This is a genomic window from Variovorax sp. 10L421 (assembly GCF_056395365.1).
Map to the genome: position 1 here is coordinate 60,172 of NZ_JBFTJJ010000010.1, position 20,404 is coordinate 80,575.

At 56.8% G+C, this 20,404-nt stretch carries 19 protein-coding genes; 1 reads left to right on the forward strand and 18 read right to left on the reverse strand.

Translation table 11 applies throughout. The features are described from left to right. Positions 1 to 83: 83 nt before the first annotated feature. The 17 genes from AC1DFC_RS15070 to AC1DFC_RS15150 form a co-directional block, all read right to left on the reverse strand. Complete coding sequence (locus AC1DFC_RS15070; RefSeq protein ID WP_478179503.1) at positions 84 to 2,342, reverse strand: polysaccharide biosynthesis tyrosine autokinase; 2,259 nt, start codon at positions 2,340 to 2,342, stop codon at positions 84 to 86. After that, positions 2,339 to 2,773: a low molecular weight protein-tyrosine-phosphatase gene (locus tag AC1DFC_RS15075; RefSeq protein WP_478179504.1), complete on the reverse strand. Its 435-nt coding sequence runs from the start codon at positions 2,771 to 2,773 to the stop codon at positions 2,339 to 2,341. Before AC1DFC_RS15075 ends, AC1DFC_RS15070 begins: the two co-directional genes overlap by 4 nt. A gap of 114 nt (positions 2,774 to 2,887) precedes the next feature. After that, on the reverse strand, positions 2,888 to 3,256 hold the full coding sequence (locus tag AC1DFC_RS15080; RefSeq protein WP_478179505.1) for a VanZ family protein: 369 nt from the start codon (positions 3,254 to 3,256) through the stop codon (positions 2,888 to 2,890). Continuing rightward, complete coding sequence (locus AC1DFC_RS15085; RefSeq protein ID WP_478179506.1) at positions 3,253 to 4,440, reverse strand: DegT/DnrJ/EryC1/StrS family aminotransferase; 1,188 nt, start codon at positions 4,438 to 4,440, stop codon at positions 3,253 to 3,255. The genes AC1DFC_RS15080 and AC1DFC_RS15085 overlap by 4 nt, the downstream gene beginning before the upstream one ends. Before the next feature lie 6 nt (positions 4,441 to 4,446). After that, positions 4,447 to 5,106, reverse strand: coding sequence for an acetyltransferase (locus tag AC1DFC_RS15090; RefSeq protein WP_478179507.1), 660 nt, complete (start codon positions 5,104 to 5,106; stop codon positions 4,447 to 4,449). Further along, entirely contained in the window at positions 5,103 to 5,708 is a 606-nt protein-coding gene (locus AC1DFC_RS15095) for a sugar transferase (RefSeq protein ID WP_478179508.1), read from the reverse strand. The genes AC1DFC_RS15090 and AC1DFC_RS15095 overlap by 4 nt, the downstream gene beginning before the upstream one ends. After that, positions 5,705 to 6,940 carry a glycosyltransferase family 4 protein gene (locus tag AC1DFC_RS15100; protein WP_478179509.1) on the reverse strand — a complete coding sequence of 412 codons (1,236 nt, stop codon included), beginning with the start codon at positions 6,938 to 6,940 and terminating at the stop codon, positions 5,705 to 5,707. Before AC1DFC_RS15100 ends, AC1DFC_RS15095 begins: the two co-directional genes overlap by 4 nt. Positions 6,941 to 6,943: 3 nt before the next feature. Beyond that, complete coding sequence (gene wecB / locus AC1DFC_RS15105) at positions 6,944 to 8,080, reverse strand: non-hydrolyzing UDP-N-acetylglucosamine 2-epimerase (protein WP_478179510.1); 1,137 nt, start codon at positions 8,078 to 8,080, stop codon at positions 6,944 to 6,946. Positions 8,081 to 8,105: 25 nt separating this feature from the next. Next, complete coding sequence (gene wbjC / locus AC1DFC_RS15110; protein WP_478179511.1) at positions 8,106 to 9,233, reverse strand: UDP-2-acetamido-2,6-beta-L-arabino-hexul-4-ose reductase; 1,128 nt, start codon at positions 9,231 to 9,233, stop codon at positions 8,106 to 8,108. Between the two features lie 4 nt (positions 9,234 to 9,237). Next, positions 9,238 to 10,281 (reverse strand): polysaccharide biosynthesis protein, encoded by a 1,044-nt coding sequence (locus AC1DFC_RS15115; protein ID WP_478179512.1) that lies wholly within the window; start codon positions 10,279 to 10,281, stop codon positions 9,238 to 9,240. After that, a complete protein-coding gene (locus tag AC1DFC_RS15120; protein ID WP_478179513.1) occupies positions 10,282 to 11,448 on the reverse strand; it encodes a glycosyltransferase family 4 protein in 1,167 nt (388 codons plus the stop codon). Beyond that, positions 11,445 to 12,650, reverse strand: a complete 1,206-nt coding sequence (locus tag AC1DFC_RS15125; RefSeq protein WP_478179514.1) for a glycosyltransferase — start codon at positions 12,648 to 12,650, stop codon at positions 11,445 to 11,447. The genes AC1DFC_RS15120 and AC1DFC_RS15125 overlap by 4 nt, the downstream gene beginning before the upstream one ends. Next, positions 12,647 to 13,795, reverse strand: a complete 1,149-nt coding sequence (locus AC1DFC_RS15130; protein WP_478179515.1) for a hypothetical protein — start codon at positions 13,793 to 13,795, stop codon at positions 12,647 to 12,649. The genes AC1DFC_RS15125 and AC1DFC_RS15130 overlap by 4 nt, the downstream gene beginning before the upstream one ends. A gap of 144 nt (positions 13,796 to 13,939) precedes the next feature. Next, positions 13,940 to 14,506 carry a DapH/DapD/GlmU-related protein gene (locus AC1DFC_RS15135; protein WP_478179516.1) on the reverse strand — a complete coding sequence of 189 codons (567 nt, stop codon included), beginning with the start codon at positions 14,504 to 14,506 and terminating at the stop codon, positions 13,940 to 13,942. Then, positions 14,503 to 15,834 carry an oligosaccharide flippase family protein gene (locus AC1DFC_RS15140; RefSeq protein WP_478179517.1) on the reverse strand — a complete coding sequence of 444 codons (1,332 nt, stop codon included), beginning with the start codon at positions 15,832 to 15,834 and terminating at the stop codon, positions 14,503 to 14,505. Before AC1DFC_RS15140 ends, AC1DFC_RS15135 begins: the two co-directional genes overlap by 4 nt. Before the next feature lie 53 nt (positions 15,835 to 15,887). Then, on the reverse strand, positions 15,888 to 17,168 hold the full coding sequence (gene tviB, locus AC1DFC_RS15145; protein ID WP_478179518.1) for a Vi polysaccharide biosynthesis UDP-N-acetylglucosamine C-6 dehydrogenase TviB: 1,281 nt from the start codon (positions 17,166 to 17,168) through the stop codon (positions 15,888 to 15,890). A 133-nt stretch (positions 17,169 to 17,301) separates the two neighbouring features. Next, positions 17,302 to 18,528: a polysaccharide biosynthesis/export family protein gene (locus tag AC1DFC_RS15150; protein ID WP_478179545.1), complete on the reverse strand. Its 1,227-nt coding sequence runs from the start codon at positions 18,526 to 18,528 to the stop codon at positions 17,302 to 17,304. Between the two features lie 387 nt (positions 18,529 to 18,915). Here AC1DFC_RS15150 and mscL point away from each other — a divergent pair, with 387 nt between their 5' ends. Continuing rightward, the gene (mscL, locus tag AC1DFC_RS15155) at positions 18,916 to 19,347 is read left to right on the forward strand and encodes a large conductance mechanosensitive channel protein MscL (protein ID WP_007835307.1); all 432 of its coding nucleotides are present in this window, start codon (positions 18,916 to 18,918) and stop codon (positions 19,345 to 19,347) included. Here the strand turns inward: mscL and pdxA are convergent. After that, positions 19,344 to 20,384: a 4-hydroxythreonine-4-phosphate dehydrogenase PdxA gene (gene pdxA / locus AC1DFC_RS15160; RefSeq protein WP_478179519.1), complete on the reverse strand. Its 1,041-nt coding sequence runs from the start codon at positions 20,382 to 20,384 to the stop codon at positions 19,344 to 19,346. The genes mscL and pdxA overlap by 4 nt on opposite strands. Positions 20,385 to 20,404: the final 20 nt, after the last annotated feature.

Sequence of the window (20,404 nt, forward strand, 5' to 3'; positions counted from 1 at the left end):
TTTTGTGTCGAGACAGGTGACGTGGTACTGAAGAAGATTTCCCTTTCTTCGAACCGAAGCCATGCTCAGTACAAGCTGCAAACTCAAGCCGCTTCCTTGTACTTGTACTCGGTATAGCGGTAGCCACCGTACTTGTAGCCGTAGCTTCCGTAGTGCCTGCGCGAGAGGTCCATGCCATTGAAGACCACGCCGTTAACTCGCTGCCCCGCGTGTGCCAGGCGCTTGACGCTTTCATTGAGCTCACCAAGTTGCGTGAGGCCGTCACGAGCAACCAGCAGGATGGCCCCGGTATGTGCAGCCACTGCCGCGGCATCAGCCGCAACCAGCACCGGCGGACTGTCGATTACCACCAGGTCGTACTGGGCAGACATGGCATTCAGCAAGTCGCCCAGCCTGGACGACAACATCATGTTCGCCGGGTTAACCGGGTAGTTACCGGTCGTAAGAACGTCGAGGTTAGGTACGACCTGGGCATGGATCGCCTGCTCGGTGCTCAGGTCTCCCACCAGCACGTCGGCCAGGCCGCCTTGCCGTGGAAGGCCGAAGGCTTTCTGGATGTGCCCCTTGCGCAAGTCGGCATCGATCAGCAGCACGCGTTTGCCGGCCTGCGCCATGATCACTGCGAAGTTGCCCGAAACAAAGCTCTTGCCCACGCCCGGCGTCGCGCCAGTGATGAGCACCCGGTTGTTCCCGGATTCCATCAAGGTCAGCTGCAGGGAGATGCGCAGGTTGCGCAAGCTCTCTATGGCGACACTTGCCGGCTCGGTGACGGCCAGCAATTGAACGCCGCCTGCACCGCCTGCAATGCGCTGGAGAATCTTCTCCTGTTCGACGGCAAGAGGGACAACGGAATAGACGTTCAATCCGAGACGATCTTCGATCTCTTGAGGATTCCGAATGCCGTTGGCCATTTTGCTGCGCAGGATGGCCAGCGAGATGCCAGCCAGCAAGCCCAGCACCAGCGACAGCGCCACAACCAGCGGTTTCTGTGGCCTAACAGGTCTCTTGGGCTCGGTGGCCTTGTCGAGCAAGCGCACGTTGCCGACCTTGCCTTCCTTGACGAGGCGCAATTGCAGCGAGCTGTTGAGCAGCGATTTGTAGAGTTCGCCGTTGACGCGAACGTCTCGCTCCAGCCGCAATGCGTCTCGCTGCTGAACCGGCATGGCGCTCACGCGGCGGTCGATGGCATCGAGTTCATGGCGGAAGGCAGCGATTTGCCCATCGACCACGCGCACCTTGGGGTTCGTTTCAGTGAAGCGCGAGAGCAAATCGCGTCGCAGTTGCTCTGACTCGAGCTTCTTGGTCTCCAATTGCACAGCCTGGCTCAAGATTGCCTTGGCTTCCTCATCGAAGGCAACGGTTCCGTTCTTGTTCCGGAAGTTCGCGTACGCATCTTCAGAGCCTTCGAGCTGTTTCTTGAACTCGGGCAACTGCCGGTCGAGAAATTCGAGCGTCTTCTCTGCCTCGGCTGCCTTGCGTTCGACATTTTGATGCACGTACTGCGCGCCGATTTCGTTGAGGATGCGCCGCAAGCGATCGCGATCGCTGTCTTCCAGGGTCGCGCTGATTACGTTTGACTGCTTGCCCTGCTCGCTGAGCTGGATTCGCTTTTGCAGATCCTCAGTGGTCGCAAGCACGGAAGCGCGAGAGACGACGAACTGTGCGCCGGGCTTGCCTTCGAGCTGCGAGACGATGAGCACGATTGTGCCGCCGGGCACTTGCTGGCTCAGCGGCTTGCCGAGCGTGCCGGTCAGCGGCTCGGCCAGGTCAGGGTGCGCGAGCGTGTATTGGCCATTGGCCTGTGCGGTGATGATGAAAGGCTTCTGGTCTTCGAACTCGGAAGGAACATCAAACTTGGCGATGTCGATCGCCTCCGTGCCCGAGACGTAACCGCTCATGCCCAAAAAACCAGGCTCTGACAGCACCTTGGCACGGCGGGCGAGCCACTCGCCGATCAGCGGCGTATAGCGTGGCTGCGCATCGATGTACAAGCGCGTTGCCTCGACCGCGCCGCTCATGATCATCCGCGACCGGATGACCTGGATTTCGCCAGTGGCTGGCGTCTTCACATCGAACAGGCTTCCCGTATCGCCAAGAAAACTCTTCGCATCGGGTGCGGAGTCTTCAACCTGGACCAGCAGGTTGGACTGATAGATGGGCGTTGAGAGCACCGCGTAGGCGACACCCAGCGCGACGGCGACGAACGTAATGCCCGCCACCAACCACTTGCGATCGATCAGGATGTCCAGGTATTCGGACAGGTGAATTACATCGTCGTCGTCGTCGCGCAGAGGCCCGGCAACGGCAACCGACGAGGCAGATGGGGAAGCAAGGGAAGTCATGAGAGTTTTCTAATGCGTTCGACCCACGCACTGGCGCCGGCATCGATGAGTTGCAGGGCTTGCTCGAAGGCCGGTCGGCCCAAGCGGTAGGGGTCGGGGATGTCGACGCGCGCAACCTCACCCAGACGGAACAATTTGCCGCGCGTAAGCGGGTAACGTTGGTTGATTTGGAGCCGCTGCTCTTCATCCATGACAAGGATCAGATCGGCCTGCTGGCACATCAGATTGGTCAGTTGGCGCGCGCGGTGGGCCTCGATGTCGAGCCCGCGCTCGGCCATGAGTTGACGCGCAATGGGATCAGCCGGCTGCCCCACCAGCGCACCAACGCCAGCCGAAGCTACCTCGAGCTGCGGCAAGGCAGCGGCGATCAAGGCCTCTCCCATCGGGCTGCGGCAGATGTTGCCGATACATACGACCAGGACGGACTTCATGACGCGGAACCGCCCATCAGGTCAGCAACACCCGGTGGTCGCACAAGACTATTAATCACAATTTGAAAACTCCCCTTCCAATAGTATTTTAGTTCCCGGCAGTCACCACAAGCCTCATGCACGCGCCGATGCGCGACGCCACACCAGCCGCGCCAGCACCTCTCCCAGCAAGAGCCCAACCGCGTCTGCCAGCAAGTCCTCCCACTCGGCAAACCGGTCGGGCGTGAAGGACTGCAACACCTCGATGAGCCCCCCGTAGGCCAGAAGCCCCAAAAGCACCGGCACGGGCTGTTTTGGCCACGCCCGATTGCCAAGAAAGGCCAGCACCGCAAATGCCAGGGCGTGGTTGCTCTTGTCCCACCCCGTGCTGGGCATTTGCGGCGATGGCGGCATCAGGCTGAGCACCAGCAACACAAGCATTGCGACAAGCAGCAGCCCACGCCAGAGGGCAGCCCTTTGCGCGAGGCGGAACTGCAGCTTCAAGCCGACGCCTCGGCCAGCACCTGCGCAATGACCGTGCAGCTCTTGTCGACTTCGACAGGAGTCAGCGTGGGATGAACGAGAAACATCAGGCTCGTTTCGCCAAGTGCGCGTGCAACGGGCAGCGGTTCGGTCGGCCGCCAGCCGGTGCCGTCGAATGCGCGCTCCAGATACACCTCCGAGCACGAACCCTGGTAGCAAGGCACGCCATGTGCCTGAATGGCATCGGCAATGCGATCGCGGCTCCAACCTTGGGCCAACCGCTCCGGCTGAACGTACACATAGCATTTGTAGTGCGCATGCACACTGCCGGCCGCGACGTCATGCGCAAACTCCGGCACGCGCACCACTGAATGGGGGCGCGCTGCCGCCCGCAACGCCTGCGCGTGGCTCGTGCGCGCGGTAGTCCATTCGGCCATGCGCGTCAATTGAATGCGGCCAATAACAGCCTGCATTTCGAGCATGCGCCAATTGGTGCCGAAACTTTCGTGCAGCCATCGAAAGCCCGGAGCGTGCTTGCGCTCGTACACGGCCTCGTAACTCTTGCCGTGGTCCTTGTACTGCCACATGGCACGCCACAGCGCTTCGTCGTCTGTCGTGACCATGCCGCCTTCGCCGCCCGTGGTCATAATCTTGTCCTGGCAAAAGGACCATGCACTTGCATGGCCGATGGAGCCGACCGACCTGCCTTTGTAGCGCGCGCCGTGCGCCTGCGCACAGTCTTCGATTACCTTGAAGCCGTACGTGGCGGCGAGCACCATGATCGGGTCCATGTCGCAGGGCCAACCAGCTAGGTGAACGCAGATGACGGCCTTGGTGCGCGGCGAGATCACTCGAGCGATGGTCTCGGCCGACAGGTTGCCGCTTTGCGCATCGACATCCGCAAACACAGGCGTGGCCCCCGCATTCACGACGCACGACACGCTGGCAATGAAAGTGCGTGGCGTGACGATTACTTCGTCGCCGGGCCCGATGCCCATGCCCTTGAGAATCACATCCAGCGCCAGCGTGCCATTGGCCAGCGCAAGCGCATGCGCGGTGCCTGCCCAGGCTGCGAATTCCGTTTCGAATGTGCGGCACTCCTGGCCGGTCCAGTAGTTGACCTTGTTGGACAGGAGCACGCGCTGCACGGCATCGGCTTCTTCGGCTGTGAAGCTGGGCCAGGGAGAGAAGGAGGTATTCAACACGGCGGATCAACCTTTGACAAATGGTTTGGCGGGATTGCCGACAACGGTGATGCCGGGCGGCACGTCGCGCGTGACCACGGCCCCCATGCCGACCAAGGCACCTCGTCCGATAACGAGGGGTTGGCCAGGCTTGCCTTGCTTGATGACTGCCCCGGCACCGATGTAGGCATGGTCTTCGATGCGAACATTGCCATTGCACTTGGCGCCGGGTGCGAAAGTGACGAAGTCGCCAATCACGCAATCGTGCTCGACATAGCTGTACAAGTTGGCATGAAAGTGCCGGCCAATACGGATGTTGGACGTGAGCGTGACGAACGGACTGAGCGCAGCCCCCTCGCCCAGCGAGACGTCGTCCATGACCACTGCGTTGGAGGCCCGGACTGTCCAAGGCTGCACGCCGTCGGCTGCACAGCGGCCGGCCAGCCTTTCGCGGACCGCGCTGTTCGCGATAGCAATCACGATCTGTCTCGTGCTTGCATCGACTCGCACGAACTCTTCATAGCGCAGCACGCGATGGCCATTGACTTCCTCGACTTCGGGCCGATCGTCCACGAACACCAACTGCGTTGCCGGGATGCCTTCGCGCGCCAGCTGTGCACGGGCCAACGGCATCACGCCGCGACCACAGCCGCTGACGCCATACACAGCAAACAGCGGCAAGCTCATTGTTTGTGCTCCATTCGCGATCCCGTAAAGCGCGGCATCGTGGCTTCGCCCGCCGCACTGATGCCATCACGCACCAGCACCTTGCGCACGGTGAGCCACAAGATCTTGATGTCGAGCCAGAGCGACTGATGGTCGACGTACCACACGTCGAGCTTGAACTTCTCGTCCCAGTTCAACGTGTTGCGCCCGTTGACCTGGGCCCAGCCCGTGATACCGGGGCGCACTTCATGGCGCCGCGACTGCTCGGTGGAGTACAGAGGCAGGTAGTCCATCAACAGCGGACGCGGGCCGACCAGGCTCATGTCGCCCTTGAGCACGTTCCAGAGTTCGGGCAACTCGTCGAGGCTGCTGGCGCGCAGGAAACGGCCGAATGGCGTCAACCGATCAGCATCGGGCAACAGCTGTCCATCGACGCCGCGCGCATCCGTCATCGTGCGGAACTTGACCATGTTGAACGGTCGCCCGTGCAAGCCCGGTCGCGTCTGGCGAAAGAACGCGGGACTGCCCAGCTTGCGGCGCACTCGCCACGTCAGGCACAACAGCGGCAGACCCAGGAGCAGCAACGCCAGACAGGCGAGCACGATGTCAAAAAAGCGCTTCATTTCGATTTCGCACCATTGGCCAGGCGCGTGAAGATGGCACCGAATTTGGCGACGCCGACCTTCAGGGCCAATTGCTCCCGGTAGTAGCGCTGCGCCTGCTGCCCCATGACTACCAAKGCGTCAGGCGGCATGGCTGCGAGTGCTTCGGCGGCGTCGGCCAGTGCATTGGCGTTTTCGGATTCAACGACTGCGCCGCCGCCTGACTGTGCAACCAACTCGGCCGCATCACCGTCGACCGCCATCAACAGCGGCTTGCCAACAGCCATGTAGGCCTGTGTCTTGGAGGGAATGGTGATCTCGAACAACGGATCCTTGCGCAGGTGGACCAACAGAGCCTCGGCGGCGTTGAGCAACGCACCCACCTCCGACATCGGCACAGGCGGCAGAAAGGTCACATTACCCAACTGCAGGTCGGTCGCCCGCTGCTTGAGCCGGGACATCTCGACACCGCCGCCGAGCAGCACGAAGCACACCCGCGCGTTGCGCGCCTGCAGGAGAGCGGCTGCGTCGAGCACCGCATCGAGTGCCTGGGCCTTGCCCATGTTTCCCGCAAAGAGGATGCGGAATTTTTCCGGGCCCGGGAAGGTGGCTGGCGGATGCCCTTGCGGCGAAGCCAACGCAACTTCATCGGCCCAGTTGTAGATCACTTCGACCTTGGCATCAGGTACGCCACGCTCCAGCAGCAGACGCTTGAAACCCGGCGAGAGGACGGCGATGTGATCCACGCGGCGATACACCCATTGGCATACGGCGGCCACCGCGCTCAAGGCCCGGGCGTTGTTGACCATGCCGGTGGCACGCAAGGTATCGGGCCACATGTCCTGTATGTCGTAGACCACCGGAACGCGGCGCAGCAGCCGCAGCAACCCGGCCGTGATGCCCACCGTGAGCGGCGGATGGTAGGCATAGATCACATCGGGCCGCCGCGCCATGAACAAGCCATAGAACAGCGATGAGGCAGCGAAGCTGGCGTAGTTCAACACTCGTTTGATCGCCGACTGGTCATGGTTGGGATAGAGCGGCACGCGCGTTACCTGCACACCGTCGATCACTTCACGCTGCAGCAACTTGATGCGGTAGCCCGGATACACCTTGCCACCCGGGTAGTTGGGGAAGCCGGTCAGCACCTCGACCTCGAAGCCCTGGCGCACGAGTTCGCGAGCGAACACGATGCCCTTGAACGTCGGCTCGGGGTCGAACCACTGCGTCAACAGCAACACGCGAGTTGCCATGCCTCAGTACTTTTTCCAGACCACGCGATTCACGTAGTCGGTGTAGCTATGGACGATGCGAAGCACCTTGTCCGACACATTGGGCATGCTGTAGTCGGCCACCTGGCGCAGGCCGCGTGCCTCGCCTCGGGGCTGGGTGTCCAGAATGGCCAAGCCTTGGCGAACACGCTCCACTTCGAGACCCACCATCATCACGGCGGCCTCTTCCATTCCCTCGGGTCGCTCGTGCGCCTCGCGCAGGTTGAGCGCCGGAAAATTGAGGATCGACGACTCTTCGTTGATCGTGCCGCTGTCGGACAAGGTGGCTCGTGCTGACAACTGCAGCTTGACGTAGTCATGAAAGCCCAGCGGTTTCAGCAGCCGCACCTGCGGATGAAAGCGCGCGCCCGTTGCGTCGATGCGCTTTTGCGTGCGCGGGTGCGTGGAGACGATGACCGGCAAGCCATGGTCTTCAGCAACCGCATTCAACACGGCAACCAGCTTGGTGAAGGACTGCGCAGACTCGATGTTCTCTTCGCGGTGGGCGCTGACCACGAAATACTGCTCAGCCTGCAAGCCCAAACGCTGCAGCACGTCGGACGCCTCGATGCGCGGGCGATAGTGCGTCAGCACCTCGAACATCGGGCTGCCAGTCTTGATGACCAGGTCGGGCGGCAGCCCTTCGCGCAGGAGGTAGTCGCGCGCGATGGTGCTGTAGGTGAGGTTGACATCCGCCGTGTGGTCCACGATGCGGCGGTTGGTTTCTTCGGGCACACGCTGGTCGAAGCAACGGTTGCCCGCCTCCATGTGAAAGATCGGGATCTTGCGGCGCTTGGCCGGGATCACCGAGAGGCAGCTGTTGGTGTCGCCCAGCACCAGCATGGCCTCGGGCTGCACCTCGCCCAGCACCTGGTCCACCGCGATGATGAGGTTGCCGATGGTGTGCGCCGCACTGGTGGCGTTGGCCGCGCTGTTCAGGAAGTGATCGGGCTTGCGCACGCCCAGGTCGTCGAAGAAGACCTGATTGAGTTCGTAGTCGTAGTTCTGGCCGGTATGCACCAGCACGTGGTCGCAGTGCTCGTCCAGGCGGGCCAGCACCCGCGACAGGCGAATGATTTCAGGCCGGGTGCCGACCACGGTCATGACTTTGAGTTTTTTCATGAGCAAAGATCTGAAGTCGTGGGGTCTACAGCGGGCAAGCGAAGGTGTCAGGCCGCGCGCGGTCGAACACCTCGTTGGCCCAGAGCATGACGACCATTTCTTCGGTGCCGATGTTGGTGATGTCGTGCGTCCAGCCGGGCACGGTTTCCACGATTTCAGATTTGTCGCCCGCGGTAACCAGCTCATGGGTTTCACCGGTTTGCATGTGCCGGAACTTGAAGCGCGCCTGCCCCTTGATGACAAGGAACTTCTCTGTCTTGCTATGGTGGTAATGACCACCTCGCGTGATGCCGGGATGCGCGGTGAAGAACGAGAACTGGCCTGCGTCCGGCGTCTTGAGCATCTCGACGAACACGCCGCGCGCGTCTCCATGTTGTGGCACCGTGTAGGCAAACGACTCGGGCGGTAGGTAGCTCACATAGGTCGAGTAGAGCGCGCGCACCAGGCCCGTTCCCACGCGGTCAGTCATGAGGGTGTTGCGGCTGTCCTTGAACGACTGGATCTGCCGGGCCAGTTCGCCCACGGTGATGGTGTATTGCGGCGCCACGGTGGCGAAACCCGCCGCATCCGTTGCAGCATCCGCGCCATCCATCAACTGAACGAAACGCTCGATGACGTCGTCCACGTACACCAGCGTGACGGCCGCTGCCGGGTCGTTGACCTGGATGGGGAGTCCGTGCGAGATGTTGTGGCAGAACGTGGCCACTGCCGAGTTGTAGTTGGGCCGGCACCATTTTCCGAAGACGTTGGGCAGCCGGAAGAGATGCACTGGAATGCCGTGGCTGCGAGCGGCTGCCTGCAGCGTCTCCTCGGCCCCGCGCTTGCTGCGGCCGTAGGGATTGTCGAACCCCGCCTGGGCGGAAGAGGTATAGGCGACCGGCACCTTCTTGCCCGTGGCTTCGGCCACTGCGCAGACAGCACGACTCAGGCTCTGCGTGAGTTCCGCGTTGCCGGTAGCGAATTCTTGCGGGTCCTGCGGGCGATTGACACCCGCGAGATGGAACACGAAGTCCACCCCCTGCAGCAGCGCGAGCAGTTGGTCTACGCTGTCGTCGCGAGTGAAGCAGACCACCTGCACGTCCTTGCGCTCAGCCAGGTGCAACTGGAGGTTCTTACCCACGAATCCGCGAGCGCCGGTAATCAACACTTTCATGGTCTTATTCCTGCGCCTCGGCGACCTCACCGCGTGCAATGCGCTGCATGAAGTCGAGCTTGAGCAGCAGCTTCTTCATGCCTTCGACGTCGAGACGGGTGGTGTTGTGCGAGTTGTAGTCTTCGCCGTGCGTGCTTCGGGTAATGCGCTGCTCACCCTGCTCCACATACTTGGCGTAATTCAGGTCGCGCCCGTCGGGCGGCACGCGGTAGTAGTCGCCCTGGTCTTCGGCGCACGCCATTTCCTCGCGGCTCAGCAGCGCTTCGTAGAGCTTCTCGCCATGGCGCGTGCCGATCTCGCGCACTTCGTGATCGGGTTTGCGCATCACCTCCAGAATCGCTTGGGTCAGCACCTGTACAGTGGCTGCCGGGGCCTTCTGCACAAAGATGTCACCGTTATTGCCGTGCTCGAAGGCGTGCAGCACCAGTTCGACGGCATCTTCCAGCGTCATCATGAAGCGGGTCATGGACGGGTCGGTCACGGTGATGGGCTTGCCTGCCAGCACCTGCTCCACGAACAACGGAATGACCGAACCACGTGACGCCATGACGTTGCCGTAGCGGGTGCCGCAAATGACGGTGTTCGTGCTTTCCAGATTGCGGCTGGCAGCGACCATGACCTTTTCCATCATGGCTTTGCTGATGCCCATGGCATTGATTGGGTAAACGGCCTTGTCGGTGCTGAGGCACACGACGCGCTTCACACCTGCAGCAATGGCCGCCTCCAACACGTTTTCGGTACCAAGCACATTGGTACGGACCGCTTGCATGGGGTGGAACTCGCAGGAAGGGACTTGTTTAAGCGCCGCTGCATGAAAAACGTAGTCGGCGCCTCGCATGGCCGCGCTCACACTCCGGGAGTCGCGCACATCACCGATATAGAACTTCAGCTTGGGATGGTTGTGGCGCTTGCGCATGTCATCCTGCTTTTTCTCGTCTCGGCTAAAAACTCTGATTTCAGCCAAATCCGATGATAAAAAGCGTCGAAGCACCGCATTCCCAAAGGAACCTGTGCCGCCAGTTATTAACAAAACTTTATGGCCAAACATCTACGCATCCATTTCAAAAAGACTTCGATTGGCATCAACTGCGACCGGGTCAGTTGCGATTTTTGCAGCGTAGGCACGGCATTTATCGGAAATACCTAAATAAGCATTTCTATTAGAAAACAAATCGCTCAAAGCCTCATTAAATTTAGCCGGGGCATCCAACGAAATATCCCAACCAACCCCGGCAAAAGTCAAGTTTCTCCAAGGCGTTTGATCGCTAACCAGGATAGGCACGCCAGCTGACAACGCTTCTACGAAAATATGACCAAAATTCTCACCTTTTGTTGGCACAAACAAAACGTCATAGCGCGAAATCGCCAACCTCACCTCATCGGCCTTTAAGCCGCCTAAATAATTGAAAGATACATTCGAAGGCAGCGTCAAGCTAAGCGTTCGGCATTCCTCCCAATACTCAAAATCCTCTTGAAAACCATAAACATCAAAACGCACAGGAAAGCGTAGATTTTTCAGCACCTCAATCGCAAAAATCAAATTTTTGATCGGCACAATCCTAGACACAAAGCAAATCCGAAGTCCGTCCGAAAAAAATTTCTCGGCAGGCAAAAATTCATCAAAAACAACCAAGTCAGATGCAATTTTTATTCGCGACTGCGCAGAATTCGAATCGATTTTTTGCGCCCTCACAATATCGTTAAATTCAATTGACGTAGATGCATGCCACAGGACCGATCGATGAAGTCCGAATAGATCCGCCAGAAACAAAAATACCTTCTTTTTAAAAGATTTAATTTTGAGAGCAGATGCAGCAAACTCCCCACGCGGGGCCACAATTATTCGAGAAACCTTTACCAACCCCAATCTGACTAGAACAAGAGGAAATATCGAAAACCAAAACTCAAAACAACTATTTATATACAGCACACCAATCGTTTTTGAGCGCAACAACGATATCAACGATCGTGCAAAGTGCCTCGGAGGCAAATACATTACTCGCGCGCGACCTCGGGAGATCCATTTCGAAGAATCAATTTCAGGATATGGATCTGCCGAAAGCAGGTCTCTATCCCGGGTAACTACCGAGAATGCAAACTCGTCGCCCAGTATTTGAACCAAGTTTGCAATCGTTCTAATAGGCCCTCCAGCTTTAACTCCAGGAAGGAAAAAACCTATAAGAATTACTACGCGCGGTCGCTTATCAGCGCTCATTCGTTAGACACTCGCGGCTGTTCGAATAGTGATGCTAGTTTTGTCGTGAGCTTTGAAAACTCGTAATGCAGCAGATCAGGTTCGCGATCGAAATCCTCTTGAATTGCCCAATCCATATTGGCAGTCGCCCACGCAACGAAGGCATCAATATCACCTCTTCGAAAACAGACAGTTCCAGTGAAACGAGAAAGCAACTCAGTAGTCGATCCTTTCTCTCCGAAATAGACGATTCTTCTACCTGAAGCCAAATAAGAATAAGCCTTCAATGGAACAGTACCCGAAGGCTCTTCTTCTCCTGGCGGCATAATTAAAAGCAGAAGCCTGGCCTCTCGCATCAAATAAGCAGCGTCAGTCTCAGGCACCAATCCCAAATGACGCCAGCGAGCGAATTTAGGAAAAGGCTCCCAAGCACCCGGTCCTGCTGTTAAAACCTGCAACGCGCTCAAGCTTTCAATTCCGGTCACAGCATTGGCAAGCTGTGCAATGAAATTTTTCGCAAACCCATCATATGGAGAACCTACGTAGACAAGTGAGCGGGAGGCAGCTTCAAGATCTGTAAAATCGAGCCTGCCACCAAATCGGTAATTCTTTTTATAGCCATTTGGTACAACCCGAAGTTTGCTAGCGTGAATTGAGTATCGCTTTACAAATCTATTTCGCACCTCATCCGTATTCAGAACCACGCAATCGGCCATTTGAACCAAATCACTTTCAATTCTTTTTYCGGCAATTTTATGAATCGGGGTCCGCCACTTAATACGATGATTTGATAAAAAGTCATCACGCAAGTCAGCCAAGACGAACTTTTTGTAGTTCCTTTTTATATGCACCGAAATAGCCTGAAGGCCATGAGGTGGAGTGCTTACAAGGACTACATCAGCCCACTGCACCAACTCCGCAAACGCCAGATCGCTCATTACCTGCCTAGCCCAACCAATGCTTGGATCAGGCCAAGCAACCAGACGTCGGATCACCCTGCGAATCGAGCCAAGTGAGGCATAGTCGACCTGAGGCGGAATAACGGTGACGTCTAAATCAACATTAGGGTTGTCAGAAGAACTCGACGGGGCATCAGAAAACGCAGCGACCACCTTCACGGTGTGACCAAGCATGCCAAGCTCGATTGCAAATTGTCTCAATCTAAATGAGCCAGCAAGTGAAGACGCACGAAAATCGTAGCCAATAATTAAAACTTTTTTCATAGCTCCCCGTGCTGTCGACGAACCACCAGGACTTTAGATCGCGAGCCTTTAAAATAAAAGTTACAAAAAAAACCGAATATAAGAATTAGCAACGCGTATTGATTACCGGCCCAACCGCCCATCTTAAGAAAAAACAACCCAGAAGTAAAAAACTGAAAGAAAAAACCCATGCCAATTAGCGCCGCGACGGGATGGAGCTTATTTCGCCTCAAAATAAAAATGAAAAATGCCAAAAACGTCATGGCAGATAAGACCAATAACGAAGAAATTCCAAACATCGAATAATAGTCTTTCAAATAAGTCCCAAAGGACCATTCGTAAGGCAACGTTCTCTCGATCTCACGAGCAGGCTGGGCAAGCACCGCCGACATTAATGGCATTCGGAGATGAAACCCGTAATACTCATTCTGACGAACAATTGTCTCGACAAAGACGTATGGTTGCTGGCCTATGTAACCTAGCGTGCCTTCCGTCAAATCGTTAGCTCCGGTTTCCGCATTAAATCTCTGAATTGAAAAAGTGGATATTGCCACCAAGCAGACCCCGCCGGCAATTGCAATTATGCGCCCAATTTTTTTTACGTCTTTGGTCGCCAGCGAACCACGAAATAACTGAAAAGCAAATATTAATGTTATTACACAAAACAATGCACCATCACGTGCAGTAAAACATAGACTGGAGATTACATACAGTATTGATCCGGCCATCATTGAGACTCGAATAAAACGGGACATACGCTCTTTGATAGCAATAAAAAGCATAATTGTAAAAACAACGTAAAAACTGGAAACTGCAACAGCTACTGTGGTGAGCCAACTCTCCGGCAAGATTCCAATCTTCTCCATATTGAGCGCAGATCTAACATCCACCGCACCAAGCGCGAGCGCTTGAAATGCATAAGGTATTTGATACAGTAGCGCGAACCATATAAATACACTGCTGATTTTATAAAACGCCTTTACGCCGCGACGATTAGCGATAACGAAATCTGGAAGCCTGTAGCCATTCAAAAGCAAAATAGGACTCAGAGTAATCAGCAACAGAATTGAGTATAGTAAAATATATGGCGTCTCGTTAATGCCACTCATAAATTCCGCCGCATCTCCCGAATAGAAAATGGAGGCACCAGCACTTGCGACATACATCGCGAGAACCAATTTAAACGGGTTTGACACCCTTCGCCAGCCGCGACGGGTTAATCGCAAAGTGCAGAGCAAATACAATGCCGAGATTAACGCAAAATGTAGTATTAACATACCGCCATTGATCTTTGTTATGCGGCCATGGATTTATCTGCGCCTAATCACCATTGCCGGATTGCCAGCGAGGACAACCCCTCCTTCTGGAAACGATTTGGTGACAATCGCACCAGCACCGACAATAGAATTTGCACCTAGAACGACCCCAGGAAGAAGTACAGCGTTCATCCCGATCCAGCATCCAGGGCCAATTATTACTGCCCTACCAGCGGTATGCGAATCGAGATTGTCAGGGTCATGATTCGCCGTAATTATTCCAACGTTCGGTGCGATATAGCAGCCTGCACCGATCGATATCCTTGCCCCGAAGTTTTGCAGGTAGACTCCGGGGGATTGGAAAATATTTAGATCGTCGACGTCGAAATCAATTGCATCCGATTTTGAGATGCGACAGGTTAAGGCTGTGGGCCACGGCATAGGCGGAGCAAGCCTTAAGATATTCTTTTGCCAAATAGCCCTTATTGCCCAGTAATAGCCGATATAGCCGACCTCGAAATGCCGGCCTTTCAAATATTTTTTGTCGAAAAAAATGCCGCAGAATACATCCGCTGCAGGCCTCGTAATGAATGAAAATCGCTTGAGCAGCTTGAATATCATAATTCAGCAAATCTTCTGATCAAAAAGCACAACGTCGCTCCACCGAACACCCATGGAAATATCCATGGAATCGATCTAAAAATAATACTTCGTGCGCGGCTTAGGCCAATGTCAGCCGCGTTACAGAAAATTACCAGACATACAAGATAAAAGACAAGCCCGGACAAACCATAAGCAATGCTCTGGAATTCTGGGAAAAAGAGAATTGCCCCAATCACAACTCCAGTCCGAGTGAGAAATCCGAAACTGGTAATTTTTAGCATCTCTTTTTGAAGACCCTTTGTTTGCATAACGGTAGAGATTGGCGAAGCTAAAAGCTGACACGTAAACCATCCGGTCAACCAAGGAACGAGAGCACCGGCTTTTACCCAGCTATCGCCAAAAATCAAAGGGATAAGCTGAGGCGAAACAATAGCTGCAAATATTATTGGCCCAATTCCAATTTGAGCAATGGAAGAAAGTATCTTCCCGGTAAATTCCGGCAACACACCTTCTCTTTCTTTTTCGGCAGAGTGAGCGTAATAGACCTGAGATATCGACCCTGCAACAAGACTTACCGGAATCTGTAGCAATTTCATCGCGAGCAAAAGATAGCCCGCTTCTTGCGTCGACGAGTTTGCTGCAATCAACACAAGAGGTGCTTGAATGGCTGCGGTATTGGTCAGCGCCTCGGGCGCTGAGTATCTCCAATAGTCTTTGTATTTACTCAGCATTCTGAAGACCGTAAGTCTACTGATTGCATGGATGCAATTGGACAACCTCATTTCAATGCTGCTTTGCACGAGAAATGCAGCAACGTTGCCACCGACTTGCGAGCTGTAAAGACCCCATGCGCCAATCGGCGCAATTCCTCCGATGATTTGGACGCACGAAGAGACTAAGGATTGAACAATCCGAGCTTTAGCAACGACCGTGAAATTCTTTGCTCGAATCAATAAATACTGTCCGATACTCAGCAAGCCCGCACTAAAGACACCTAAAGGAACCAATAAGACAAAAAGAGGAATCCGGTCAAAAGCAAGCCATACGCATAGGCAAATTACGAGGGTAATTGCACTGAAAATCACAAGTATTGCGAGAGCCGTAGCCCCTATATCTCTGGCATCGTTTTTGTCAGCCGGCAGCGGAATGGCCAATTCCATCCTGCCGCACGCAATAACGCCGGCTGTACCAACTATCGCAGAATAGGTAGCGAATGCCCCGAAATCACTTGGCGAATATAAGCGAGTGACCAATGGGAGGCTAAGCAATGTTATTGCTTGCGCAGCAACGGTGCTTCCCAATAGTAGCCCTGCGGCACGTAGGATGGCCGTTTTAGCTTTAAGCATGACCGAGAATATCTAATTTGATGAACTAACTTCAAATTTACCGTGCTCGGTATTTACAAACGTCCATCTGAGGCGTTTTTCGGAAGAACACCCTTTACATCAAATACCACGCACTGTTCTTTTCCCAGAGCGCGTATGCCGTCCGCTCCCAATTTTAAAAATTGGTGATGGCTAACCGCGAGAACCACTGCATCATATTTTTCCGGAACCAGCTCTCTCAAACATTCTTGCTTCAAAATTTCTTGAGCTTCGTCTCGATCAACCCACGGATCAAAAACGTCCACGGATAGGTTGTATTCCTTCAGTGCGATGACCAAATCGACAATCTTGCTATTTCGTATGTCGGGACAATTTTCCTTGAAGGCAAGTCCAAGAATTAATACACGCCCACCGACGACAGAGATTTTTTTTCGGAGCATGAGCTTAACTACTTCGTCAGCAACATGCAAAACCACATGATTATTAATTCGTCGCCCTGCCAAAATCACCTCAGGGTGATATCCAACTTCTTGCGCTTTATGAGTTAGGTAATAGGGATCAACTCCAATACAGTGCCCTCCTACTAAGCCGGGCCGAAAAGGCAAAAAATTCCACTTGGTGCCCGCGGCAGCCAATACCTCCAGCGTATCTATGCTCAGCCTATGAAAAATCAAACTGAGCTCATTCATTAATGCGATGTTTACGTCTCGCTGTATATTTTCAATAACTTTGGCTGCTTCGGCCACTTTAATGCTTGAAGCCTGATGGGTGCCGGCCAAAATTATTTCAAGGTACAACTGATTGACGATTTCTGCTATTTCTGGAGTGCTGCCACTCGTCACCTTTTTGATATTTGGAAGACGATGCTCTTTGTCACCTGGATTGATGCGCTCCGGGCTGTAGCCGCAGAAGAAATCGACGTTGAACTTCTTACCGCTGCACTTTTCCAGCACGGGCACGCAGACTTCCTCGGTCGCGCCGGGGTACACGGTCGACTCGAAGATCACGATGGCGCCCTGGCGCATCACCTTACCGACGGTTTCGCTGGCCCTCACCAATGGCGTCAGGTCGGGCCGATTGGCGTTGTCGATGGGGGTCGGAACGGTCACGATGAACACGGCGCAATCGTGCAAGTCGTCGGCATACGACGTGAAGGCCAGTTGCGTGGCAGCCTTCAGTTCTTCCGGCGTGGTCTCCAAGGTGTGGTCGTGTCCACCCTGCAACTCGGTAATGCGTTTGGCATTGATGTCGAAGCCGACAACGGAACGCTTCTTGCCGAACTCCACGGCAAGGGGAAGGCCCACATAACCAAGGCCGATGATTGCAATGGGTTGATTTGGATGAATGGCTTGCATGATGGGAACGTTGGGAACAAGAACTCCGACAGCGTCCTCTCAATGGAAGCTGTCGCCCTATCGCACCTGAACTGTCACCTTCAAAGGCCCGTCCACTTCCCGCATCTCGGCAGAGAAAGAACAGGCCTCGGCTTCAGTTGGTGTGCCTGACGTAAATCTCGCTCGCGGTGTTAGCCACAGCCGCCGACGGCAGGATCAAGCTGACCACGCGGTTCCACTTGACCAGCGGCACGGGGTCGATATAGACCACGTCCTGCGACTGCAGCCTGAACTGGCTCGCAATGGCAAGCGCTGCCGGGTTCCGCGCATTGAGGTTGAAGATGGCGGGTGCACCCGTCGCGCCCTGGCGAATGACGTAGATCTGGCCGGCGTTGGCGGTGGAGTTCAACGTGCCCCCGGCTTCGCCCAGCGCTTCGCTCAGGCTGAGGCGGCCGTTGCTGCGCATGGGCAACGCCAGTGGAGCCACGACTTCGCCCATGAGGAAGACCTTGTCGTCTTCCCGGTTGGCCACGCGCACGGTGTCGCCGTTCTTCAGCGGAATGCTGTTGCCGTCGTAGCCGGCTTCGCGCAGCCTGGTCATGTCGATCCGAATCGACTGGCCGTTGCGAATGAGCGTGACGGCCGAGCGGTTGCCCGCGGCCGTAATGCCGCCGGCTCGGTTGATGGCTTCGTTCAGCGTCATCGGCACGTCGGTGAAGATCTGCGAGCCGGGGGTGCGCACTTCGCCTTCTACATACGCACGGCGGCTGCGGAACGACTGGATGCGCACGGTCACTTGCGGGTCACGGATGTGCGGAAGGAGCAGCTTGCCGATCAGGTCGGAGGCGTCGCCCTCGCTCAGCCCCGCCACCCGCACGCGGCCGATGTACGGAAAGGCCACCTCTCCGTCGGAATCCACAATGAAGCCGGGAGCCACCTGCACGCCCGTCGGGTCCGCAGACTGCGAAATGACGGCGCCGGCATTCGGCAGCAGTTCGGGGTGGTCGTAAACGATGACGCCCACCACGTCGCCGGGGCCGATGGTGTAGCGCTCGCTCTTGCCGAACAGCGCATTGACCTCAGGCGGAACGCCCTTCGGGGCCGCCTGCGCCAGCGTGCGCACGAGCGCGAGGGAAATGGGGGTGATCTGGCCTTCGGGCGCCTCGTCGGGAAGATAGCGGAACTGGGATGCCAGTTCGCCCCCTGCCTCGTAGGGCTCCACGTTGCCCATGCCCGGCACGACCGCGCAGCCTTGAAGCACCACCACACATGCCAGTGTCGAAGCGAACTTCAGGACATTTGCATTTCTTCTCAATTCCGATCCCCCAAGGAAATTCCAATTTTTTAGCGCCAAAATAGCCAGGCGATAAAAACTACGCATGCACTTATTGCGGTGCAATTCTTTTTCACAATTCGTGGTTACCGCAGGCACACTGCTGGGCACTGCCAGGGCGCAGAGTGCCTCGTGGAGGCGCTGAACCGAGAACATGCAACTGCATGTCAATACCGGTCCGCTTGTCGTAGCGGCGGGCGTGATCCTAACAGTGGCACCCCGCTCGGATGAGTCACCACGGGGGCCTTGTTTCCTTTTGTAACTAAAACTACTGAAACTGGGTACACCTAAGCACGCACTTTTCTTTCCGCATCGCGGATGAGGCAAATAGATCAAATGCGCCGAATGCTTCACGCCGGGCAGCCGATTCCGGCGCGCTTCCGCGGGCATACTCGACGCTCTTTCAACAGCAGAGCTCCAGCAGCCTTTTGAATCATGAGCATCCTCAGTGAATTCAAGGAATTTGCCGTCAAGGGCAACGTCATCGACCTCGCGGTGGGCGTGATCATCGGCGCCGCGTTCGGCAAGATCGTCGACTCGCTGGTGGGCGACATCATCATGCCGCTGGTGGGCGTGGTGTTCGGCAAGCTCGATTTCTCGAACCTCTATGTGGTGCTGGGCACCGTGCCCCCCGGCGTGGCGAACACACTGGCAGACCTGAAGAAGGCCGGCGTTCCGGTGCTGGCTTATGGCAGCTTCATTACGGTGGCCGTCAACTTCGTGATCCTTGCTTTCATCATCTTCATGATGGTCAAGCAGATCAACAAGCTGCGGAAGACCGAAGAGGCCGCGCCGCCTGCTCCTGCCGCAACGCCAGAAGACATCACCTTGCTGCGCGAAATCCGCGACAGCCTCAAGCGCCCTTAAGCGCCCTTCAGCACGCGGGCCATGCGCAGCGCCTCGACGAGGCTCGACGCATCGGCCAGGCCCGTGCCCGCGATGTCGAACGCGGTGCCGTGGTCGGGGCTGGTCCGCACCAGCGGCAGTCCCAGCGTCACGTTCACGCCCTTCTCCACGCCCAGGTACTTGACGGGGATCAGGCCCTGGTCGTGGTACATCGCAACCACCACGTCGAACTCGCCGCTGGACGGCACGCCCTGCCTGGCGCGCGCGCGCATGAAGACGGTGTCGGGCGCATAGGGGCCGCTGGCGTCGATGCCTTCGGCGCGCGCGGCCTCGATGGCCGGCGCGATGATCTCGCGCTCTTCCGAACCGAACAGGCCGCCCTCGCCCGCATGCGGGTTGAGCCCCGCCACGCCGATGCGCGGCACGCGGCCGAGGGCATGCGTCAGCGCGCGGTGGGTGATGCGCAGGGTTTCGAGCACACCGTCGAAATGCACCGCCTCGATGGCGTGGCGCAGCGACATGTGGATGCTGACGAGCACGGTGCGCAGCTCGTCGTTGGCCAGCATCATGCGCACCGGCACGTCGGCCAGGGTGCGGCCCAGGTGGGCGGCGGCCTCGGCCTGCAGCAGTTCGGTATGGCCGGGGTACGGAAAGCCGGCGGCCGACAGCGCTTCCTTGTGCAGCGGCGCGGTCACGATGGCGCCGATTTCACCGCGCAGCGCGGCCCGCGCGGCCCAGACGACGCATTCGCCGGCCACGCGGCCGGCTTCGGCGCTGATCTGGCCCAGCTCGATTGGCGATGGCGGCGCAATCACCTGCAGCACGGGAATGCAGCCCGGCGGCACCGCCGCGGCTTCGGCGGCGGTTTCGATTTCCAGCACCGGCCATGCCGGCAGCCCAGGTGCTGCGAGCGCCTGCGAGGCCTTGCGCATCGTGCCCACATCGCCGGCAACGAACGCGCCATGCGTTGCATCGGGCGCGTCGCGAAAGGCCTTGGCGATGATCTCGGGGCCGATGCCCGCGGGATCCCCGAGGGTGATGGCGATGGCAGCGCTCATTGGAAAGGCACCTCCGTGCT